Source organism: Rhodococcus gannanensis, assembly GCF_042681175.1.
Classification (GTDB): domain Bacteria; phylum Actinomycetota; class Actinomycetes; order Mycobacteriales; family Mycobacteriaceae; genus Rhodococcus_G; species Rhodococcus_G gannanensis.
Genome location: NZ_JBHUFB010000020.1, coordinates 364,341 through 384,567 on the forward strand (window position 1 = coordinate 364,341; position 20,227 = coordinate 384,567).

Sequence of the window (20,227 nt, forward strand, 5' to 3'; positions counted from 1 at the left end):
TCCGCTATCGGCTGAACGGCACCTTCACGCGGTCCATCCGCATCAAGGGGGCCTTCAGCCATCTGCACCGCGTCGATGTGCGACTAACCTGGAAGGGAGGAGGTGCGTCGTGATCTATCTGTTGGCGCTCATCGGACTGGTGACGCTCGCCGTACTGTTGTGGAAGGGATTCGGACCCGACCTGCGGTCCCCTGCTCGCGGAGTGGTGGGACCGGACGACGACCCGGAGTTCCTGTGGCAGGTGGACCGGCAGAATCACCGCAAGTCCGGAGAGACACCCGACGGGACCTCGACCGACCCGACGGAGTGAACCCGGTGGCCGGGCACCCGCCCCGGTAGGGGCGGTCAGTCGGACGGCTTGGCCAACGCCTTGAACAACCGGTCCGTCACCTTGACCGCGAGGTCGCCACCGTCTGCGTCCTCGACGAACACCGCGAACGCGAGATCGCCCTTCGAGCCGTAGAACCAGCGGTCGTCGCCACTCGCGCCGGTCGCTCCGATGAGGTCACCCCATCCGGCGAGCAGTCCGGCAGGGCCGCCGTGGACCGTGGACCGCATGATCCCGCGGAGCTGGTCGGTGACCTGGGCCGGCAGCTGCGTGAACTCCTCGCTCGTCGTCGCGGGCTGTCCCGCGGAGATGATCGGGACGGTCGGGGCGCCACGTGCGACAGATGCCGCGACGAGCGCCATCCCGAACGGGCTCACCTCGACGTCGTCGGCGTTCCGGTCCGTGGTTCCCCGCATCAGGTTCGGCCCGTCGCCTGCGAAGGACACCGTCTGCTGGTCGAGATCGGGAATCGTGTAGCGCAGGCCGATACCCAGCTGCTTGGCCGCCTGTTCGACGTCGACTCCCTGCGCCTGCGCCGCGGTGCGCACGAGATCGAACGCCGATCCCGCGGGGTAGGTGCCGGTGAAGGCGACCGACCCGATCTCGCTGGCCTGATTGTTCTGCGCGACCGCGAGGATCGCGCCGGTCGAGGGCTGCATCACGACGATCGAGGACGGCGTTCCGACGCTGACCGCGGCATCGGCGGCCGCCATCTGCATGTGCGGTTCGATGGTGGACCGGATGTCGGGTCCGGGCGGGCCCTGGTAGCCGGTCAGCCGGGTGACCTGGCCGCCGGGGTCGACCGAGTTCACGGCCCAGCCCTGGGTCTTGTCACGGTTCGCCTGCCACACCCCGCGCATCGCGTCGACGACCGGCCCGTACACCCGCCGGTCGATCGTGATCAGTCGCGGAGTGCTCTCGATGACGACGCCGGGAACCGCGCGCAGGTCGTCCTCGAGGACGGCGAAGTCGCCGTCGCGCAGATTGACGGCGGTGATGGGCTCGCCGTTCGAGGCCGCGACCTCCTGCTGCAGTTCCTCGGCGGTGATCAGGGGCGCGACCGGTTCGATCGCCTTCGCTAGCGCGATCGAGCTGGCGATCGGGTCTCCGGTGCGGGTGGGGTCGAGACGGACCGCGTTGATGGTCTGCTCGGTCATCATCGGTTGGCCGGCGATGTCGAAGACGGTCGGCGGGGCGGCGTCGGTGCGGTCGAGGCGGACGGTGCGCCCGTTGCCGACTCCCGGCATGAAGGTCTCGGGGTTCCACGAGACCCGCCAGCCGACGGAGAGGTGGCGAACCCAGCCGTCGACGTTGTAGGTCCAGGTGCGGTCGTTGCCGAGGTCCCACGTGGCGACGGCGTTGAACATGCCGGACTCGACGTCGAGGTCGATGATCTGGTTGACGTCGAAGTGCACGGACTCCGGCTGCAGCGCGTCGAAGGCCTGGGCCATCGTGTCCCTGGCGGCGTTCGGGTACGACGTCAGCGCGGAGGCGGCGTCGAGGTCGCCCTCGTTGAGGGCGTCCATGTAGTTCGCGAGCACCGTGGGCGCGTCGTCGTTCGTCTTCGCGAACACCCCCGACACGACGCCGACGGCAAGCACCAGCACGGCGCAGAGCGCGATCGCGTTCCACAGCCGTAGTCGGCGCACCCGCCCCCTCACCCTCCGCATGGCTCGATCATGCGTTACCGAGTGTGTCCAGTCACGGTCTCACCTGAGATAACCGGTAACAAGTCCGCCACGGTTCCGTGCACGTAGCGTTATCCGCTGCGGGCACCTGCGGGAACGTCACGATTCCCATGCAGAGAGGCGTCAGTTCAGGCCGGCGTAGGAGTGCAAACCGGACACGACCATGTTGATGATGAACAGGTTGAACAGCATCGCGACGAACCCGGCGACGTTGATCCACGCGGCGCGCGTGTCGCGCCACCCGGAGGTCGCGCGGGCGTGCAGGTAGGCCGCGTAGACGACCCAGGTGATGAAGGAGACGGTCTCCTTCGGGTCCCAGCCCCAGAAGCGGCCCCACGCCGCCTCCGCCCAGATCGCACCGAGGATGACGCCCGCGCCGAACAACGGGAACGCGACGATGGTCGTCTTGTAGGCGAGGCGGTCGAGGGTCTGGGCGTCGGGCAGCCGGGCCGCGAGCCTGCCGAGGAGACCGCTCGACTCCTCCCCCTTGGGCTGGCGAATGCGCAGCAGGAACATCAGGCTGGCGACGCCGGAGACGAGGAAGATGCCGCTGCCGACGCTGATGATCGTGACGTGGATGGGCAGCCAGTAGGACCGCAGCGCAGGGACGACCGGCGCCGCGTCGGCGTACAGCACGGTGCCCGCCAGGAACATCAGGATCAGCACCGGGATCAGCAGGAACGCCCACAGTGAGCGGTATGTCTGCTTGCGCAGGGTCACGACGCCGACCGTGGTGGCGGCGGCGACCGCCATGCTGACGAACTCGTACATGTTGCCGAGCGGGAAGCGCTCGGTGGCGAAACCGCGCAGGACGATGGCCGCCCACTGCAGCGCGATGCCGACGACGAGCACCGCCATCGCCATGTTGCCGAGACGCTCGGACAGCGGCTTGGCCTGCGGCTCGGTGACCCGGCCTGGCACCGGCGGGGCACCCGGCGCCGAGCTGCCGACCGCGCCGGCCGTGACCAGCTCCCGCTCCTGGACCGCTCGGGCCCGGGTTGTCGCGTACTGCGCGATGAGCAGCACGAACGCCAGCACGAAGATCGCGAACGCGGATTCGAACGCCAGGTCGCTGTAGTGCGCCAGGGTCTCGTTGATCGGCATGCTTTCTCTCTCCTGCGGGTCAGACCCGGTTGTGCGGTGTGTCGGTCGGTTGCCCGAGGTCCTCGAGCAGCCGGTCGGTGAGCCGGTCGAACTCGTCGCCCCAGCCCGCGTGATCGGTGCGGGCGAGCCCGCCGAGCTCTACTACGGTACGTCGTGGTTGCCCCACCAATGTATCCGACACGGTGTCGGCATCCTTGTCCGCGGGTGCGGGATACACCCGAACCCAGATGCGGCGCCGTTTGACCAGCAACGACACCAGCAGGCCCGCCATCATCGCGATGGCGAACACGAGCACCCAATTCTGCGCCGGATCGTGCGACACCTGCAGGTTCACGAAGTCCGTGGCGCCGTCGAAGCGGACCACCGTGCCGTCGGACAACGTCGTCGATTCGCCCGGGTACAGGTTCACCCGGGCCTCCTTCACCATCCGGCCCTGGTTCACCAGTTCCTTGCTGAGCGAGAAGATCGACTGCGGGTTTCCGGTGTCGAGGCCGGTGTCGCCCTTGTAGACGTCGATCGCGACCGCGGGATCGTTCAGCGCCGGGAAACTCGACGTCAGCAGTTCGCCGTGGAACAGCGCGGTCGGAGCGAACAGGCCCTCGATGCCGATCTGGTTCTTGCGGCGCTCCGCCTCGTCCGAGTACATGCCGCCGGGCGGATCGAACCGCATCGCACCGCTCGACAGGAACGTGGTCGCGTCGTCGGGGCGCCACTGCAGCGTCTCCGTGCGGGTCTCGCCGTTCGGGAAGGTGACGGTGAACGTCGGCGCGTAACCGTGTCCCTGCAGGTAGACGCGGTCGCCCGCGATGCGCAGCGGATGGTTGACCCGCAGCTGGGTCTCGCGCCACGAGTTGGACTCGAGATCCGCACCCGCCTGGTACTCGATGTTCGACGTGAACATCTCGGCCTGACCGTTGTCCAGGTAGTCGGCGGTGAAGTCGTTGACCTTCACGCACAGCGGAGTCATTCCGGTGCCGTCCTCGACGTTGCCCGCGCGGAACGAGTCGAACGCGGCGGGCGAGGTGGTGCAGATACCGGGACCACCGTCGGCGATCACGATCACCTGCCCCTCGTACCCGAACAGCTTGCCGACGGCGATCGCGGCGAGCAGCCCGACGAGCGAGAGGTGGAACACCAGGTTGCCCGCCTCGCGCAGGTAGCCCTTCTCCGCGGACACGGTGACCTCGCCGGGACGGCCGGAGCGCAACTCGTCGCCCGACCGGGTCACGGTCTTCCAGCCCTTCAGGCGGCCCAGTGCACCCGCGACGACCTCGTCCGGGGTCGCATCGACGACCGTGTCGCGGTGATGCGGCAGTCGCGACAGCCTGCGCGGCGCGGCGACCGGCTTCGCCCGCAGCGCGTGGAAGTGCTCCCAGCACCGCGGGAGGATGCAGCCGATCAGCGAGACGAACAGCAGCACGTAGATGGCGGTGAACCAGAAGCTGCCGAACACGTCGAACAGTTCGAGGCGGTCCATCCAGGGACCGAGCGTCGGACGGTTGGCGATGTACTCGTCGACCTTGCCTGCGTTGAGGCTGCGCTGCGGCAACAGCGCGCCGGGGATGGCCGCGATCGCGAGCAGGAACAGCAGGACCAGCGCGGTCCGCATGGACGTCAGTCCGCGCCAGGTGTTGCGCAGGAACGCGACCGCGCGGCCGACGGGCGACTGCCGCTTCGGCGGGGTTCCGGCCTGCTGTGTGCTCTGTTCCATCTCGTCTGCCGTCACGGCGACGTCACCTTCCCGTGCCATCAGATCGGCAACACGACATCGGACACGAATGCATCCCTGACCCAACCCACGAACACGTCCCACGCGCCGGTCACGAGCGCGACACCGACGGCGACGAGCATCACGCCGCCGAAGACCTGGATGGTGCGGGCGTTGCGCCGCAGCCAGCCGACGCCGCGCAGGGCGCTGGCGGACCCGAACGCGAGGATCACGAACGGCAGGCCGAGGCCGACGCAGTACGCGATCATCAGGACCAGTCCGCGGGCGGCGGTGGCACCCTCTGTGCCCGCCGCGACGGTGAGCACACCGGTCAGGGTCGGACCGAGGCAGGGCGTCCAGCCGAGCGCGAAGACGCCGCCGAGCAGCGGAGCCCCGACGAGCCCGGAGATCCGGCGCGGCTCGAACCGCACGTCCCGCTGGAGCGCGGGCACGAGACCGATGAACACCAGTCCCATCGCGATGGTGACGACGCCGCCGATCCGCTGGAACAGCTCGCGGTTCACCGACAGCGCCGACATCGCGCCGAAGACCGTCATCGTCGCAAGCACGAACACAACGGTGAAGCCGGCGACGAACAGCGCAGCCGCACCGGCGACACGCAGCCGCGCGGTCCGGGTGGCGGTCCGCACGGATGCCTGCTCGGCGGTGACGGGCGGAGCGTCCGCACCGACGACGCCGGCCAGGTAGGACAGGTAGCCGGGGACGAGCGGCACCACGCACGGCGAGGCGAACGAGACGAGTCCGGCGAGAATGCAGACCAGGAACGCCAGCACGAGCGGCCCGGTCGCGGCGGTGTTCTGGAAGGTCGCCCCGACGCCCTGCGCGAGAATTACGGTGTTCACTGCTCTGCCGCGATCCTCTCCACCACGGGCTGGAGGTCGTCGGCGAGCAACGCCGTCAGGTACACCGCTGCGACGCGGTGCTGCCGGTCGAGAACGAGGGTGGACGGGATGACGCTGGTCGGGTAGCTGCCGCCGAGCGCGGTGAGGCTGCGCAGCGACGGGTCCCAGATGGACGGGAACGTCACGTTGTTGTTGGTGACGAAGTCCTGGGCCTTGTCACGCTGGGGATCCTTGACGTTGATGCCGAGGAACGCGACACCCTGGTCCTTCGTGCCCTCGTAGACCTTCTCGAGATCGTCGGCCTCGCCGCGGCAGGGGCCGCACCACTGGCCCCACAGGTTCACGACGACGACCTGCCCCTCGAAGTCGGACAGGGACAGCGTCTGCCCCTCCTCCATGAGGTTCTCGCCGGTGAGGTTGCCGATGGTGCCGCGGTCGGCGGGCGGGTCGTAGAAGATCTCGGTCTGGCCGCCGGGCGAGACGAAGTCGAAGGTGCCCCCGGACGCGACGGCATCGTTGCCGGTCGCGCAGGCCGTCGCGGTCGTCCCGACGACCAGCGCGAACAGCAGGGCGGCCAGCCCACGTACGGAGTTCCTGGTCATGCCCCGGTCACCGTGGGATCGGAGGAGCCGGCGGGCTCGGAGTACACGATGTCGACGAGTGTGTCGCCCTCGTAGACGAGGGAGGTCAGCGACGCGAGCGCGCACTGCCGGTTCCGCGGGTCGTGCCAGAGCCGCTCGCCCTGCAGGAACCGGCGCAGCGTCCAGACCGGCAGCTGGTGGCTGACGCAGACGGCCTCGTGCCCGACGGCCGCGACCCGCGCGGTGTTGACGGCCGCGAGCATCCGGTGCGCGATCTGCAGGTACGGCTCACCCCACGACGGCGTGAACGGGTCGCGCAGTTTGTACCAGTGCCGGGGTCGGCGCAGTGCGCCGTCGCCGACGGAGACCTTGAGGCCCTCGAAGTCGTTGGCCGCCTCGATCAGGTTGTCGTCGGTGGCGAGCGTCAGCCCGTGGGCGTCGGCGATCGGGGTGGCCGTCTCCTGCGCGCGCTGGAGCGGCGATGCGACGACGTGCGTGATGTCGTGCCCCGACAGCACCGACGCGACCGTGCGAGCCTGCGCCTGACCTGCCACGGAGAGCCGGTAGCCGGGAAGCCGCCCGTAGAGGATGCCCTTCGGGTTGTGGACCTCGCCGTGCCGCAGGACGTGGACGATCGTGCGGGATTCGGCGGGTTCTGCGGACGGCGTCTGCTGGGGGCTTGTCACGTGGTCTGCTCCGGGTGCGGTGTGCGGGGTGGCGGTTCGGTCAGCTGCTCGGCGTCGCCGCGGCGGCGGCCGCGGCCGCGGCAGGGGCGGCCTCGGCGATGCGGTCGAATGCGGCGTCGTCGAGCGCGGCCGAGACGAACCACGCCTCGAACGCGCTGGGCGGTGCGTACACGCCGCGCGAGAGCAGCGTGTGGAAGAAGGCGGGGTACCGCCAGGTGTCGCTGGCCTTCGCCTCCGCGTAGTTGGTCACGGGTCGGTCGGCGAAGAACACGCTCACCATGGTGCCTGCAAATTGCACCTGGTGCCGCACCCCTGCCGCGTGGAGTGCGTCACCGAGCAGGCGGCCGAGCGTCGCGGCGTTCCGCTCGAGCGCGTCGTACACGTCCTGATCTGCGGCTTTGAGGCTGGCGAGGCCGGCGGCGACCGCGACGGGGTTACCGGAGAGGGTGCCCGCCTGGTAGACGGGACCGGCGGGCGCGAGGTGACCCATGACGTCGGCGCGGCCTCCGAACGCCGCAGCGGGGAGTCCGCCGCTCATCACCTTGCCGAAGGTGGTGAGGTCTCCGGCGACGCCGTCGACGCCGTACCAGCCGGAGCGGCTGACGCGGAAGCCGGTCATGACCTCGTCCATGACGAGCAGGGCGCCGTGCTCGGTGCACAGTCGGCGCAGTCCCTCGTTGAACCCGGGCAGCGGCGCGACAGCACCCATGTTGCCCGCCGCGGCCTCGGTGATGACACACGCGATCTCACCGGGGTTGGCGGCGAACACCTGCTCGACGGCGGCGAGGTCGTTGTAGGGCAGAACGATGGTGTCGGACGACTGGGCACCGGTGACGCCGGGCGAGGTCGGCAGCGCGAAGGTCGCGAGACCGGACCCGGCCTCGGCGAGGAGGGCGTCGACGTGACCGTGGTAGCAGCCGGCGAACTTGACGATCTTGGTGCGGCCGCTGAAGCCGCGGGCCAGGCGGACGGCGCTCATGGTCGCCTCGGTGCCCGAGTTGACCAGCCGGACCTGCTCGACGGAGGTCCGGTCGACGATCAGTTCGGCGAGTTCGATCTCACCTTCGGTGGGAGCTCCGAAGGACAGTCCGCCGAGTGCGGCGCTGCGCACGGCCTCGACGACTGCGGGGTGCGCGTGGCCGAGGATCATCGGACCCCAGGAGCAGACGAGGTCGACGTAGTCCTTGCCGTCGACGTCGGTGAGGGTGCTTCCCTTCGCCGAGGCGATGAAGCGCGGCGTGCCGCCAACGGATCCGAACGCGCGGACAGGGGAGTTCACGCCGCCGGGGATGACCGAGGAGGCCCGGTCGAAGAGTTGTGCAGACCTGGGCGCATCGTGCGAGGTGACAGTCACGGCCTCCAGTGTCCCAGTTCCCGAGATTCCGACAACGACAGGGTGTCGGAGACGCAAACAGGACACCTGTCGCAGCGACACTTGTGTCCGGAACGAGTCGAGGCCCGCGACAGGAGTCGCGGGCCTCGAGACAGAGCGGTGGTCGACCGGTGGTCCACCCGGCGACGATCGGTGGACCGACGATCAGAAGACGGGGCTGGGCGCGTCGATGACGAATCCGTGGCAGACGCCGGTGGGCAGGCACACCTCGTTGACGCGGGCCATGGAGATGCGTGCCCCGTCGACGAGCCGGTAGTAGGAGAAGTTGCGACCGTCGATGCTGTGCGCGAGCACGCCGGGAACCGACGTGAAGTCCTTGTTGGTGTAGAGCAGGTCGTCCTGGGTGAGGACCGGGTTGACGGCGTACTCGGTGTGCGATCCGCCTGCCAGGGGGGTGAACCGTTCGGCGACGGCCGAGGCGGACGGGTCGGCGGACGCGATGGCCGCGGTGGAGGCCAGCACGGCCGCGGATCCGGCGGCGACCGTGGCGATTCGGGCGATTCGAGTGACAGCGCTCATAGTGCATCGATGAAACACGATGCAGACGCCGTCCGCCACCGCTATGGCGTCGAACGGATAACACCGAGGTGTCGGTTCGGACAGGCGGCGGTTCCGGTCACAGATTGCCACGTGTTGCCTGCTCGCGCTCGATGGACTCGAACAGCGCCTTGAAGTTGCCCTTGCCGAAGCCGAGCGAGCCGTGCCGCTCGATGAGTTCGAAGAAGACGGTCGGCCGGTCACCGAGCGGCTTCGTGAAGATCTGCAGGAGGTAGCCGTCCTCGTCCCGGTCGACGAGGATGCCGCGGGACCGGAGTTCGGCGACGGGGACGCGCACCCGCCCGATCCGGGCACGCAGGAGCGGATCGTCGTAGTACGCATCGGGGGTCGCGAGGAACTCGACGCCCTCGGCGCGGAGCGCATCGACGCTCGCGAGGATGTCGTCGGTCGCCAGGGCGAGATGCTGACAGCCGGGCTCGCCGTAGAAGTCGAGGTACTCGTCGATCTGCGAGCGCTTCCGCCCGACTGCCGGTTCGTTGAGCGGGAACTTCACGCGGTGGTTGCCGTTCGCGACGACCTTGCTCATCAGTGCGGAGTACTCGGTGGCGATGTCGTCACCGACGAACTCGGCCATGTTCGTGAACCCCATGACCTCGTTGTAGAACCGCACCCAGTGGTTCATCCGGCCCATCTCGACGTTGCCGACGGCGTGGTCGAGTGCCGCGAAGACGCGCTCGGGCGATCCGGGTCGCCTGGTGCGCACCGACGAGCGGGGCTCGTATCCGGGCAGGTACACGCCGCGGTAGCGGGAGCGGTCGACGAGGGTGTGCCGGGTGCTGCCGTAGGCGGCGAGCGCCGCGATCCGGACGGTGCCGTGATCGTCGGAGAGATCGTGCGGTTCGTCGAGCACAACGGCGCCGTGACGGCGGGCGTGCTCGATGCAGCGGTCGACGTCGAGTACCTCGAGCGCGAGGTCGACGACACCGTCGCCGTGCCGTCGGTGGTGGTCGGCGAGCGGGCTGGCCGGATCGACGGCGCCGCTGAGCACGAACCGCGCCGAACCGGATTCGAGCACGAACGACTTGTGGTCGCGCAGCCCGGTTTCGGGGCCGGAGTACGCGACGAGCGTCATCCCCCACGCGGAGGCGAAGTAGTGAGCGGTCTGGGTTGCGTTGCCGCACACGAATTCGACCGCGTCCATGCCGACGACGGGGAACGGGTCCGCGGCGTCGTCGTGCTCGACGAGCCCGACGAGTCGGCGCAACTGCGTGGCGCGCAGGTGCGCGGCACGTTCGTGGGGAGTCAACCGCGCGGTGGTCATACATCTCACTGTCCGACGCGACCCGCGACTGCGCAATCACTGCAGTTGACGCTGGTCACCCTGTACAGAATGCTGGGCGTTACGCCACTTCGACTGGACATCTTGACCAGGAGACCGCCATGACGCTCGACGACCTCGACGCCGCACTCCTGACGCTCCTGCACGACGAGCCGAGAATCGGGGTCCTGGAGGCCTCGCGCCGGCTCGGGGTGGCGCGCGGGACGGTGCAGTCGCGCCTGGACCGGCTGGAGCGCACGGGTGTGATCGCCGACCGCTCCCCCACCCTCGACGCCGCGGCGCTGGGATTCCCGGTGACCGCCTTCGCGACGCTGGAGATCGCACAGGGCCAGGGGCACGGCTCGGTGATCGAGCACCTGTCCGCGATCCCCGAGATCCTGGAAGCGCACACGACGACCGGCGCGGGCGATCTACTTGTCCGTGTCGTCGCCCGCACGCACGCGGACCTGCAGCGGGTGATCAACGACATCGTCGACGGCAGGCACGTGCTGCGCTCGTCGACGGCGATCGCCCTGGAGACACCCATCCCGCTGCGGCACGTGCAGCTGGTGCGGGCGTAGGCGAGACGCCGCGCCGCGGTCAGCCCACCGGAAGGTGCGGCTCGATCTCGCGCAGGATCGCGGCCTTGGCCTTCGCGCCTGCCATGCGGGCAACCAGGTCGCCGCCGACGAACAGCGCGAGGGTCGGCGTGCCCATCACCTGGTATTCGCCGGTGGTGCCGGGATTCGCTGCGACGTCGAGTTCGACGACACGCAACCGGCCGCGGTGTTCGGCCGCGATCTGGTCGAGCACCGGGGCAACCATGCGGCACGGCCCGCACCGTTCGGCGGTGAAGTCGACGAGAACCGGCAGATCGGATCCGAGGACGTCGGCCGCGAACCCGGCATCGGAGGTGACCTCGAGTGTCATGTGCAGTTCCTTCTTGCTGTCGGGTGAGGTGCTCATCGATCGATCTGAGCGAGAAGTCGTTGACCCGGAACGACTTCCGCTCCGCATTCGCACACCAGCCGCGCCGTAACGCGACCTCCGCACCCGCCGTGCCGGTACGCGACGTCGGCAGCGGCACCCGAGTCGAGATGCCGCTCCCCCCATTCGGTCAGGGCTGCGAGCACGGGGAGCAGGTCGAGGCCGGCGTCGGTGAGCACGTACTCGAGCCGCGCCCGACTGCCGGGCATGCGGTACTCACGGGTGCCGAGCACCCCCGCCGCGACGAGTCGGTGCAGGCGTTCGGACAGCACGGTGCGCGGCGCGCCGGTGGCGTCCCGGAGTTCGTCGAAGCGTCGCAGTCCGAGGGACACCTCGCGCACGACGAGCAGCGCCCAGCGCTCGCCGAGCAGGGTCACCGTGTCCGAAAGCGTGGTCACCAGCTGAGTCTAAATTCCATACCCAGATTCCACAACACGGCGAAGTTCGACAGTCGAGAACTCGAATAATGTTGCGCAGCAACAGAACAGATAGAATCGACCATTGCGCTCGAACTGGTGTTCGAGTAGTGTCGAGTCATGGAACTCGACGCCATCGTCACCGACCCCGCCGGGGTCGAGGCATGGCGCCTGTCCGACGACGCGGTCCTGAACCTCCTGCCGGAACTGTCGGAGCGGATGCGGCAACTCGACGCGCTCCGCGTCCGACTCGCACACGAGGTTCACGAACGCTGCCTGAACAAGAAGGTCGGTGGAGCGTCCACCGCAGACTGGCTCTCCGGCGCCTGCCGTCTCACTCCCGGGCACGCGAGGAAGCTCGTGGCCGCCGCCCACAGCGTCCGGCACCGCCCCGACGTCGCCGACGCGATGACATCCGGGACCACCGACGTCGACCAGGTCCGGGCCATCACCAACCTGCTCGACCAGATCCCCGACCTGCTCCGCGGCACCGAACCCGAACTCGTCGAGGAGTGCACCCGGCAGTGCACCGACTACCTTGTCGCCGCCGCCGAACACGAACACGCCGGGGAGACCACCCGGCGTGCAGCAGCGCTCAGGACGATGCTCGAACGCGACCAGGACGGCCCCGCGCCCGACGACGAGAACCCCGCCCTCAACGAATTTCACGTCACCCAGATGCCCGGCGGGCGAGTCCGACTGAAGGGCACCTTCGACAAGATCACGGGCGAGCAGTTCATGACGGCGGTGTCGTCGCTGTCCAAGCCGACACCCGGTCGGAACAACGCCACCGGGGAACTCGAACCCGATCCCCGCAGTCCGGCACAACGCCGCGCCGACGCGGTCGCCGACATCGTCAGGTTCTACCTGGATTCCGGTGCAGCCCCTCGGGAAGGCGGCGAGCGACCCCACATGACGGTCTTCGTTGACCTGCGGGACCTCGAGAACGCAACGCGAAACACCAACGCCACCAGCCAGAATCCCGTCACACAGCAGTCAGTGCAATCGTCGTTTCTCCGGCGTGGGCCGTCGTGGATGCCGTGGCTCGGACCGATCACCGTCGCCACGGCCGGGACGGTGTCCTGCGATGCGTCGATCACCCCGATCGTGATGGACGAGGACGGCAATCCCCTCGATGTCGGCCACACCACCCGCGTCATCCCGAAACGAATTCGCAAAGCCCTCGAGGCCCGCGACTGCGGCTGCGCGTTTCCGAACTGCGGCCGACCCACGGCCTGGACCGATGGCCACCATATCCACCACTGGTCGAACGGCGGCCCGACTGCACTGAACAACCTAGTGCTGCTGTGCCGTCACCACCACACCCTGATCCACAAGAACGACTGGCAGGTCGTCATCAGCACCGACGACGGCCACCCGTGGTTCATTCCGCCGAGATGGGTGGACCCGGACCGACAACCCATCCCCGCCCACAACCGACAACGCCTCGCCTTCACTGGCTGAGGCGGTCCACAGGCGACGAGCACGTGCTGACCGGCACCGCCGCAGCGGAGCTCGACTGCGTCAGGGCGCCTGGAAACCGGCGTCTGCGAGCACCTTCCGACCCTCGGGGCCCGTGACCAACTCGACGAACGCCTGTGCCGCGGCGGGGTTCTGAGCGTCCGTCAGCGTGGCGATCGGGTAGGTGTTCACGACGGTCGCCGACTCGGGGAAGTCGACGGTCACGACGGCGTCGCCGGCATTCGCGGCGTCGGTCACGTAGACGAGGCCGGCGTCGGCCTGACCCGTGGTGACCTTCCCGAGCACGTCGGTGACGGAGGATTCCTCGCTCACCGGTGCGATGTCGACCCCGCTGGCGTCCTCGATCTTCTTCGTCGCCGCGCCGCACGGCACCTGCGGCGCGCACACGACCACCTGGTTGCCGGGCGCCGCCAGATCGGCGAACGAGGTGATGTTCTTCGGGTTTCCGGGCGGCGTGACGATGGTGAGGGTGTTGGTCGCGAAGTTCACCGGGGCACCGGCGACGAGACCGGCGTCGACGGCCTTCGTCATGTTGGCGGTGTCGGCCGAGGCGAAGACGTCGGCGGGCGCGCCCTGGGTCAGCTGCGCGACCAGGTCCGACGAGCCGGCGAAGTTGAACTCGACGTTCGTGCCCGGATGATCGGCCTCGAACTGTTCGCCCAGCGCCGTGAACGTGGCCTTCAGCGAGGCCGCGGCGAAGACCGTGAGGTCGCCGGTCACCTGCTCGGCGGACGCCGATCCGGTGGTCGAAGTCGTCGTCTCCGATTCCGAGTTCGACGAGCACCCGGCCACGAGGACGGTTGTCGCGGTCAGAGCGAGCAGGGTCGTGCCGAACAGCCTCTTCATCGATCTTCTCCTGAGTTGTCGCGGACGTGCGGGTGGCCGGGCTCCGGTGACACCAATCGACAAACACACACGTCGAGTTCGGGTTGATTCTCACACGCGGACGCAATCGATCAATTACTTCGCAATTGCGTGCGAATGAATCAAATCTCTCCGAGTATGCCTCTTTGTTGTGCGGTCATCCCGAGTGGAACGCGTGATTCCGGCTATGGTCGGCGCAACCACCCCGATCCAGGAGGTTCCGATGCGCCTGTCCACCCGCAATCAGCTCACCGGCAGGGTCACCGAGGTGACCGTCGGCGCCGTGATGGCCACCGTGAAGGTGAGGCTCGACGGCGGCGAGCAGGTCGTCACGGCGTCCATCACCAAGGAGGCAGTCGAGGAACTCGGGCTTGCGCCGGGCGTCGCGGCAACTGTGCTCGTCAAGTCGACCGAGGTCATGCTCGGCGTCGAGTGACCCCGGTGTCTCCCCTCCGGACACTGGTTCCGCAAATGCGGCAGAATCTCCCTGAACTGTCCGTGGACCGGGTCAAATCGGCCCACCGCAACATGTAGAGGAGCGCCATGCCGTCGCTGCGCATCAAGGACGCCGCCGGTCTGCTGGGCGTCAGCGACGACACCGTGCGCCGCTGGATCGACAGCGGAGCACTGCCCGCGTCGAAGGACGCTTCGGGCCGCATGGTCGTCGACGGGAAGGTCCTCGCGGAGTTCGCGGTCGAGCACGCGTCCCCGCCGCCGAACCCGCTCGGGTCGGGCACCTCGGCCCGGAACCGCCTCGTCGGCCTGGTCACGAAGGTCACCACAGACAAGGTGATGGCCGAGGTGCAGATGCAGTGCGGACCCTTCACCGTGGTGTCGCTGATGAGCAGCGCCTCGGTCCGCGAGCTCGGGCTCGAACCCGGCTCGGTGGCCGTGGCGATGGTCAAGGCCACCACCGTCATCGTCGAGACGCCCGAGGGCTCGTCGTGACGCCGCCCGCCCGACCGCATCCGGTCACGCCATGACCCGCGCCACCGCCGAACCGGACGGTCAGGTGCGCATCGGCCTGCCCGGCTGGACGTACCTGCCCGCGGCGGTCGGCGCCGCGTTCCTGATCGTTCCCCTGGTCGCGGTTCTCCTCGAGATCGACTGGGACAACTTCGTCTCCCTCGTCACCTCCGAGTCCGCTCGCATCGCGCTGTTGCTCAGCCTGAAGACCGCGACTGCGAGCACCCTCGCCTGCATCGTCGTCGGCATCCCGATGGCACTCGTGTTGGCGCGGGGCAGGTTTCGCGGACGGTCGACGCTGCGATCGCTGGTACTGCTGCCGCTGGTGATGCCGCCGGTGGTCGGCGGCATAGCCCTGCTCTACACGTTCGGCCGGAACGGGCTGCTCGGCGAGCATCTCGACGCGTTCGGAATCCGGATCGCGTTCTCCACCACCGCGGTGGTGCTCGCGCAGACGTTCGTCTCGCTGCCGTTCCTCGTCGTCAGCCTGGAGGGCGCGCTACGGGTGGCCGGCCGCCGCTACGAGGAGGTCGCGGCGACGCTCGGCGCGCGCCCGACGACGGTGCTGCGCCGGGTGACGTTGCCGCTGGTGCTGCCCGGCCTGGCGTCCGGCGCCGTCCTCGCCTTCGCCCGCGCGCTCGGCGAGTTCGGCGCGACGATCACCTTCGCCGGGTCTCTGCAGGGCGTCACCCGTACCCTGCCGCTGGAGATCTATCTGCAGAGGGAGACCGACCCGCAGGCGGCGGTGGCGCTGTCGCTGCTGCTGATCGTCGTCGCGGCCGTGGTCGTGCTGCTGACCCACCGTGGCCGGGCGGCGGTGCTGTGAGCGCGCTGCGGGTCCGCGCGCGGCTCGCGCACCGGGGTGCCGCGTTCGACGTCGAACTCGGCGACGGGGAGGTGCTTGCGGTCCTCGGCCCGAACGGCGCCGGGAAGTCGACGCTGCTCGGCCTCGTCGCCGGATTGCTCCACCCGGACGAGGGCCTGGTGACGCTGGGCGACCGGACGCTCACCGACACCGCATCCGGCACCTTCGTACCGCCGCACGACCGCGGTGTGGCGTTGCTGTCGCAACAGCCGCTGTTGTTCCCGCACATGACGGCCGCGGCCAACGTCGCGTTCGCGCCACGCAGTCGCGGCCTGTCCCGCGCCGAGGCCAGGTCCGTTGCGGAGCACTGGTTGCGTGAGGTGGATGCCGAGGAGCTCGCGAGCAGGCGGCCGTCGCAGCTGTCGGGTGGGCAGGCGCAGCGCATCGCCATCGCCCGCGCGTTGGCCGCGCAGCCCCGTCTGCTGCTGCTCGACGAACCGATGGCGGCACTCGACGTCGCCGTGGCACCGGCGCTGCGCAGGCTGTTGCGCCGCATCCTGCGGGACGAGGGCCGCACGGCGGTGATCGTCACGCACGACCTGCTCGACGCCCTCGCCCTCGCCGACCGGGTCGCCGTCGTCGAGAGCGGTCACGTCGTCGAGTCCGGCACGGTCCGCGACGTCCTCGCGACCCCGCGCAGCGCGTTCGCCGCGCGGATCGCGGGTGTGAACATCCTCTCGGGCAGCAGGACTACGGAGGACTCGATCGAAACATCCTGGGGTGAGGTCGTTTCCGGTGTCGACGCGTCGGAGGCGACGCCGGTCGGCTCACCCGCGGTTGCCTTGTTCCGGCCCGCCGCAGTCGCCGTGCACACCGAACCGCCGCACGGCAGCCCCCGCAACTGCTTCGCCGTCACCATCGGTGAGCTGGAGCTGCACGGGGCGGCCGTCCGGGTCCGCGCCGAGGAGAACCCGGACGGCAGCACCGGACTCGCGGCGGATGTCACACCCGCCGCGGTCGCGGAGCTCGATCTCGCACCGGGCAGGCGGGTGTTCTTCGTGGTCAAGGCGCAGGAGGTGTCGCTGCATCCCACGCTGACCGCGCCGGTTCAGTAGGTTGGAAACATGGCTACCACGGCAGACCACCTCCGGACCACCCTCGGCGGACGCTGGCACGACGTGCGGGAGAAGGTGCGGCTCGACCTCTCCCGGCCCGAGTTCGCGCCGCATTTCACCCCGGACCTCGCCGCTGCACGGGACACCACACTGTCCCAGATGCGACTGCTCGCCGAGTCGGGTTACGCCGCCGACGGTTTCGCCGTGGCGCACGGCGGCACCGGAAACGTCGGCGCAGCGGTCACGGGGATCGAGATGCTCGCGATGTCGGATCTGTCGCTCATGGTCAAGGCGGGCGTGCAGTGGGGGCTGTTCGGCGGAGCGATCGAAAACCTGGGCACCGCAGCACATCACGAGCGGTATGTCCGGCCCACCATCGACCTCGATCTGCTCGGATGCTTCGCGATGACGGAGACCGGACACGGCAGCGACGTGCAGTCGCTGGAGACGACCGCGACCTACGACGCCGACGCCGGGGAGTTCGTCGTCCACTCCCCCACCCCGTCGTCACGCAAGGACTACATCGGCGGCGCCGCGCAGCACGCACGAATGGCGGCGGTGTTCGCGCAGTTGATCACCGCGGGCCCCGGTGAGGAACCGGAGTCCAAAGGCGTGCACTGCTTCCTGGTCCCGATCCGCGACGACGACGGCGCCGACCTGCCCGGCGTCACCACGTCGGACTGCGGGTACAAGGGCGGGCTGCCCGGTGTCGACAACGGGCGCATCATGTTCGATCAGGTGCGGGTTCCCCGCGAGAGTCTGCTCAACCGCTACGCCGACGTCGCGCCCGACGGCACCTACTCCTCGCCGATCGAGAGCTCGAACCGACGATTCTTCACGATGGTGGGCACCCTCGTCCGCGGCCGGGTGACAGTGGGCGGCGCGGCGGGCGCAGCGGCGCGAGTGGCACTGGACATCGCAACCCGATACGCGTTGCAGCGCAGGCAGTTCGACCGTCCCGAGTCGGAACAGGAAGTGCTGATCATGGACTACCTCGTCCATCAGCGCCGGCTGCTGCCGTTGATCGCCCGCTCGTACGCGCTGCACTTCGCGCAGAACGAGCTCGTCACGCGACTGCACGAGATCCAGACCGCCGACGAGGTCGATCCGCAGGAACAGCGCGAACTGGAGGCCCGCGCGGCCGGCCTGAAGGCGGCCAATACCTGGCACGCGACGCGCGCCATCCAGGAAGCCCGCGAGGCGTGCGGCGGCGCCGGCTACCTCACGGAGAACCGCCTCGTGGCACTGAAGGCGGACAGCGACGTGTTCACCACCTTCGAGGGCGACAACCACGTGCTCACCCAGCTCGTGGCGAAGGAACTGCTCACCGCGTACGCCGACGAGGTGCAGGGGATGAGTCCCGTCGAGTGGATGCGCTTCGCCGCCACCACAGTCTCGGACATCGTGAAGAAGCGCACCGCCGCCCAGCAGATCATCCAGACCATCCTCGACACCCGGCAGGACAACGAGGAGGACGGCAGCCTGTTCAACCGCGGCACCCAGCTGACGATGTTCGCCGACCGCGAGGAGTACCTGCTCTCGACGGCGGCGCGGCGCCTGCAGGGCGCGAGCAAGCGGGAGGACGATCCCTTCGACGCCTTCAACTTCGTGCAGGACCACGTGCTGCGCGCCGCCGAGGCGCACATCGACCGAGTGGTGCTGGAGGCGTTCGTCGCGGGTATCGACTCGTGCGAGGACGAGGCGACCGCCGAACTCCTCGGCGACCTGTGCGACCTCTACGCGCTGTCGATCATCGAGGACGACAAGGCGTGGTTCATCGAGCACCGGCACATCTCGGTGGAGCGGGCGAAGGCCGTCACCCGCGGCGTCAACGAGCGGTGCCGGTCGCTCCGACCGCACACGCTCACCCTCGTCGAGGGATTCGGCGTGCCCGAGGCGGTGCGTGGCGCCGCGATGCTCGACCCCCTTCGATGAACCCGGCGAAATGGGATGCGGCCCGGTCCGCATTCGCGATCGCGTGCACCGTGTTCGCCGTGGTGTGGCTGTGGCCGGCCGTGTCCGGTCCCGACCAGCTGCCCGGCCACGTCGACGCGTCCGGAACCGTCACCCGGTGGGACGGCAAGTGGTCGCTGCTGCTGACACTCGGCGGCATCACGCTGGGGCTCGCGCTGATGTTCGGGTTCGCGAAGCCTGTGCTGTCCCGAGTGCCCGCGAGCGCGATCAACATGCCGAGTCGCGAGCAGCACGCGTACTGGACGGCGCCGGAGCGACGCGGGGAGTTCGACAACCGGATGGCGACGGACCTGATGTGGCTGGGTTCGGCGACGATCCTCCTCATGGCGGTGATGCTCGCGGTCGTCGGCGGGGCATCGGGAGATTCCGTCGACATCCTGCCGTTGGTCGCGCCGACGGCCCTGTACACGGTTGCCGTCATCGGGTACACCCTGTACCTGGCCCTGGGACCGCGCTACCGCGTCCCCGCTCCCTGACGGCGCTCCCGAAATCCCCTCGGAACCGAGGTGACGAATCAGAGTAGGGCCAGCACTCGGCACGGACCACCGGTCGCCGCAACGTGTTTCGGCGCACCGACGACCACGGTCGCGCCGACCGGTGGGATCGTGTCGAGGTTCGCAAGCGCCTCGATGCCGTAGCGGCCCGCACCGAGGCAGGCGACGTGGGCGCCGTGGTCACGGCTGCTCGCGTGGTCGAGGCTGAGGGTGTCGACGCCGATCCCGACGATGTCGCGCTCGGCGACGAGGAAGTCCACCGCGTCGGGATCGAAGCCCGGGGCGTGCGGCACGCCCAGTGCGTCGAGGTTCGCGAAGGCACCGGGGACGGCGAGCCGCGCCTCCCAACCCGAGTACATGGCGACGAGCGCGCGGGCGGGGATGCGGCCGTGCGCACTCTCCCAGTCCTGCAGGTCGGCGACGGTGAGGACGGCGTCGGCATCGGCGCCCGCCTTGGCCGCGATGTCGACGACCACGACGGGGGCGACGAAGTCGGCCACCGGCAGCACCTCCGCCGTCGCCCCGCCCACGATCTTGTGCGCCGGGGCATCGAGGTGTGTTCCGGTGTGCTCCCAGTAGGTGAGTTCGTTGACGGCGAATCCGCTCGCGGGGTCGGCTGAGCCCAGCGATCCGGTGTCGACGGAGCCGGAGCCCACCGAGCCGGCGTCCACGGAGCCGATCCCGCCGATCCGCGCGACCGGGCGCATCGCGAACTGCGGATTGCCAGGCCACACCGGGAAATCGGGCGTCAGGGTGTGTGTGAGGTCCACGACCGTGCCCGAGATCGACACCGGTGCCGCAGCCGCGACCCGCGGCGCCGCGAGCGCGCCCAGCGCCGCGAGTCCGGCCGCGCCGAACAGGTCGCGGCGACGTATCCCCGAGCGACGTGAGTCCCGCTCGATCGTCGCCTGCACCTGCGCCATCACGTCGGGTGAGCACATGGCGCCACTCCCATCA

Annotated in this window: 22 protein-coding genes; 9 read left to right on the forward strand and 13 right to left on the reverse strand. The window is 69.2% G+C overall.

The features are described from left to right. Positions 1 to 109 precede the first annotated feature (109 nt). Positions 110 to 310 carry a hypothetical protein gene (locus ACFSJG_RS22540; protein WP_378487458.1) on the forward strand — a complete coding sequence of 67 codons (201 nt, stop codon included), beginning with the start codon at positions 110 to 112 and terminating at the stop codon, positions 308 to 310. A 35-nt stretch (positions 311 to 345) separates the two neighbouring features. On the opposite strand, the gene ACFSJG_RS22545 is transcribed toward ACFSJG_RS22540, so the two are convergent. The 9 genes from ACFSJG_RS22545 to hppD all read right to left on the reverse strand — a co-directional run bounded on the left by ACFSJG_RS22545 (position 346) and on the right by hppD (position 10,170). Further along, the gene (locus ACFSJG_RS22545) at positions 346 to 1,998 is read right to left on the reverse strand and encodes an NTF2-like N-terminal transpeptidase domain-containing protein (RefSeq protein ID WP_378487459.1); all 1,653 of its coding nucleotides are present in this window, start codon (positions 1,996 to 1,998) and stop codon (positions 346 to 348) included. 141 nt (positions 1,999 to 2,139) lie between these two features. Continuing rightward, the gene (gene ccsB, locus ACFSJG_RS22550) at positions 2,140 to 3,120 is read right to left on the reverse strand and encodes a c-type cytochrome biogenesis protein CcsB (protein ID WP_378487460.1); all 981 of its coding nucleotides are present in this window, start codon (positions 3,118 to 3,120) and stop codon (positions 2,140 to 2,142) included. 19 nt (positions 3,121 to 3,139) lie between these two features. Then, entirely contained in the window at positions 3,140 to 4,831 is a 1,692-nt protein-coding gene (gene resB, locus ACFSJG_RS22555) for a cytochrome c biogenesis protein ResB (RefSeq protein WP_378487923.1), read from the reverse strand. Between the two features lie 38 nt (positions 4,832 to 4,869). Next, positions 4,870 to 5,691: a cytochrome c biogenesis CcdA family protein gene (locus tag ACFSJG_RS22560; protein ID WP_378487461.1), complete on the reverse strand. Its 822-nt coding sequence runs from the start codon at positions 5,689 to 5,691 to the stop codon at positions 4,870 to 4,872. Then, positions 5,688 to 6,293, reverse strand: a complete 606-nt coding sequence (locus tag ACFSJG_RS22565) for a TlpA disulfide reductase family protein (protein WP_378487462.1) — start codon at positions 6,291 to 6,293, stop codon at positions 5,688 to 5,690. The genes ACFSJG_RS22560 and ACFSJG_RS22565 overlap by 4 nt, the downstream gene beginning before the upstream one ends. After that, positions 6,290 to 6,958: a histidine phosphatase family protein gene (locus ACFSJG_RS22570; RefSeq protein WP_378487463.1), complete on the reverse strand. Its 669-nt coding sequence runs from the start codon at positions 6,956 to 6,958 to the stop codon at positions 6,290 to 6,292. The genes ACFSJG_RS22565 and ACFSJG_RS22570 overlap by 4 nt, the downstream gene beginning before the upstream one ends. A 40-nt stretch (positions 6,959 to 6,998) precedes the next feature. After that, complete coding sequence (gene hemL, locus ACFSJG_RS22575) at positions 6,999 to 8,312, reverse strand: glutamate-1-semialdehyde 2,1-aminomutase (RefSeq protein WP_378487464.1); 1,314 nt, start codon at positions 8,310 to 8,312, stop codon at positions 6,999 to 7,001. Positions 8,313 to 8,495: 183 nt separating this feature from the next. Further along, complete coding sequence (locus ACFSJG_RS22580; protein WP_378487465.1) at positions 8,496 to 8,870, reverse strand: hypothetical protein; 375 nt, start codon at positions 8,868 to 8,870, stop codon at positions 8,496 to 8,498. A 97-nt stretch (positions 8,871 to 8,967) separates the two neighbouring features. After that, positions 8,968 to 10,170, reverse strand: a complete 1,203-nt coding sequence (gene hppD / locus ACFSJG_RS22585; protein ID WP_378487466.1) for a 4-hydroxyphenylpyruvate dioxygenase — start codon at positions 10,168 to 10,170, stop codon at positions 8,968 to 8,970. 119 nt (positions 10,171 to 10,289) lie between these two features. Here hppD and ACFSJG_RS22590 point away from each other — a divergent pair, with 119 nt between their 5' ends. Continuing rightward, positions 10,290 to 10,748: an Lrp/AsnC family transcriptional regulator gene (locus tag ACFSJG_RS22590; RefSeq protein WP_378487467.1), complete on the forward strand. Its 459-nt coding sequence runs from the start codon at positions 10,290 to 10,292 to the stop codon at positions 10,746 to 10,748. 19 nt (positions 10,749 to 10,767) lie between these two features. Here the strand turns inward: ACFSJG_RS22590 and ACFSJG_RS22595 are convergent, their stop codons facing one another. Beyond that, complete coding sequence (locus ACFSJG_RS22595) at positions 10,768 to 11,133, reverse strand: thioredoxin family protein (RefSeq protein ID WP_378487468.1); 366 nt, start codon at positions 11,131 to 11,133, stop codon at positions 10,768 to 10,770. After that, complete coding sequence (locus tag ACFSJG_RS22600) at positions 11,130 to 11,552, reverse strand: winged helix-turn-helix transcriptional regulator (protein WP_378487469.1); 423 nt, start codon at positions 11,550 to 11,552, stop codon at positions 11,130 to 11,132. The genes ACFSJG_RS22595 and ACFSJG_RS22600 overlap by 4 nt, the downstream gene beginning before the upstream one ends. 138 nt (positions 11,553 to 11,690) lie before the next feature. Between ACFSJG_RS22600 and ACFSJG_RS22605 the strand changes: the two genes are divergently transcribed. Beyond that, positions 11,691 to 13,034, forward strand: a complete 1,344-nt coding sequence (locus tag ACFSJG_RS22605; protein ID WP_378487470.1) for an HNH endonuclease signature motif containing protein — start codon at positions 11,691 to 11,693, stop codon at positions 13,032 to 13,034. A 60-nt stretch (positions 13,035 to 13,094) separates the two neighbouring features. On the opposite strand, the gene modA is transcribed toward ACFSJG_RS22605, so the two are convergent. Continuing rightward, positions 13,095 to 13,898 carry a molybdate ABC transporter substrate-binding protein gene (modA, locus tag ACFSJG_RS22610; RefSeq protein ID WP_378487471.1) on the reverse strand — a complete coding sequence of 268 codons (804 nt, stop codon included), beginning with the start codon at positions 13,896 to 13,898 and terminating at the stop codon, positions 13,095 to 13,097. Positions 13,899 to 14,139: 241 nt separating this feature from the next. Between modA and ACFSJG_RS22615 the strand changes: the two genes are divergently transcribed. From ACFSJG_RS22615 to ACFSJG_RS22640, 6 genes are all read left to right on the forward strand, one after another. After that, positions 14,140 to 14,352, forward strand: a complete 213-nt coding sequence (locus ACFSJG_RS22615) for a TOBE domain-containing protein (RefSeq protein ID WP_378487472.1) — start codon at positions 14,140 to 14,142, stop codon at positions 14,350 to 14,352. 107 nt (positions 14,353 to 14,459) lie between these two features. Beyond that, positions 14,460 to 14,864, forward strand: coding sequence for a TOBE domain-containing protein (locus tag ACFSJG_RS22620; RefSeq protein WP_378487473.1), 405 nt, complete (start codon positions 14,460 to 14,462; stop codon positions 14,862 to 14,864). A 31-nt stretch (positions 14,865 to 14,895) separates the two neighbouring features. Continuing rightward, positions 14,896 to 15,708, forward strand: coding sequence for an ABC transporter permease (locus tag ACFSJG_RS22625; RefSeq protein WP_378487474.1), 813 nt, complete (start codon positions 14,896 to 14,898; stop codon positions 15,706 to 15,708). Then, on the forward strand, positions 15,705 to 16,802 hold the full coding sequence (locus ACFSJG_RS22630; RefSeq protein WP_378487475.1) for a sulfate/molybdate ABC transporter ATP-binding protein: 1,098 nt from the start codon (positions 15,705 to 15,707) through the stop codon (positions 16,800 to 16,802). The genes ACFSJG_RS22625 and ACFSJG_RS22630 overlap by 4 nt, the downstream gene beginning before the upstream one ends. 9 nt (positions 16,803 to 16,811) lie before the next feature. Continuing rightward, positions 16,812 to 18,737, forward strand: coding sequence for an acyl-CoA dehydrogenase family protein (locus tag ACFSJG_RS22635; RefSeq protein ID WP_378487476.1), 1,926 nt, complete (start codon positions 16,812 to 16,814; stop codon positions 18,735 to 18,737). Next, positions 18,734 to 19,252 carry a DUF1648 domain-containing protein gene (locus ACFSJG_RS22640; protein ID WP_378487477.1) on the forward strand — a complete coding sequence of 173 codons (519 nt, stop codon included), beginning with the start codon at positions 18,734 to 18,736 and terminating at the stop codon, positions 19,250 to 19,252. Before ACFSJG_RS22635 ends, ACFSJG_RS22640 begins: the two co-directional genes overlap by 4 nt. A 38-nt stretch (positions 19,253 to 19,290) precedes the next feature. Here the strand turns inward: ACFSJG_RS22640 and ACFSJG_RS22645 are convergent, their stop codons facing one another. Further along, on the reverse strand, positions 19,291 to 20,211 hold the full coding sequence (locus ACFSJG_RS22645) for a cyclase family protein (protein ID WP_378487478.1): 921 nt from the start codon (positions 20,209 to 20,211) through the stop codon (positions 19,291 to 19,293). Between the last annotated feature and the right edge of the window lie 16 nt (positions 20,212 to 20,227).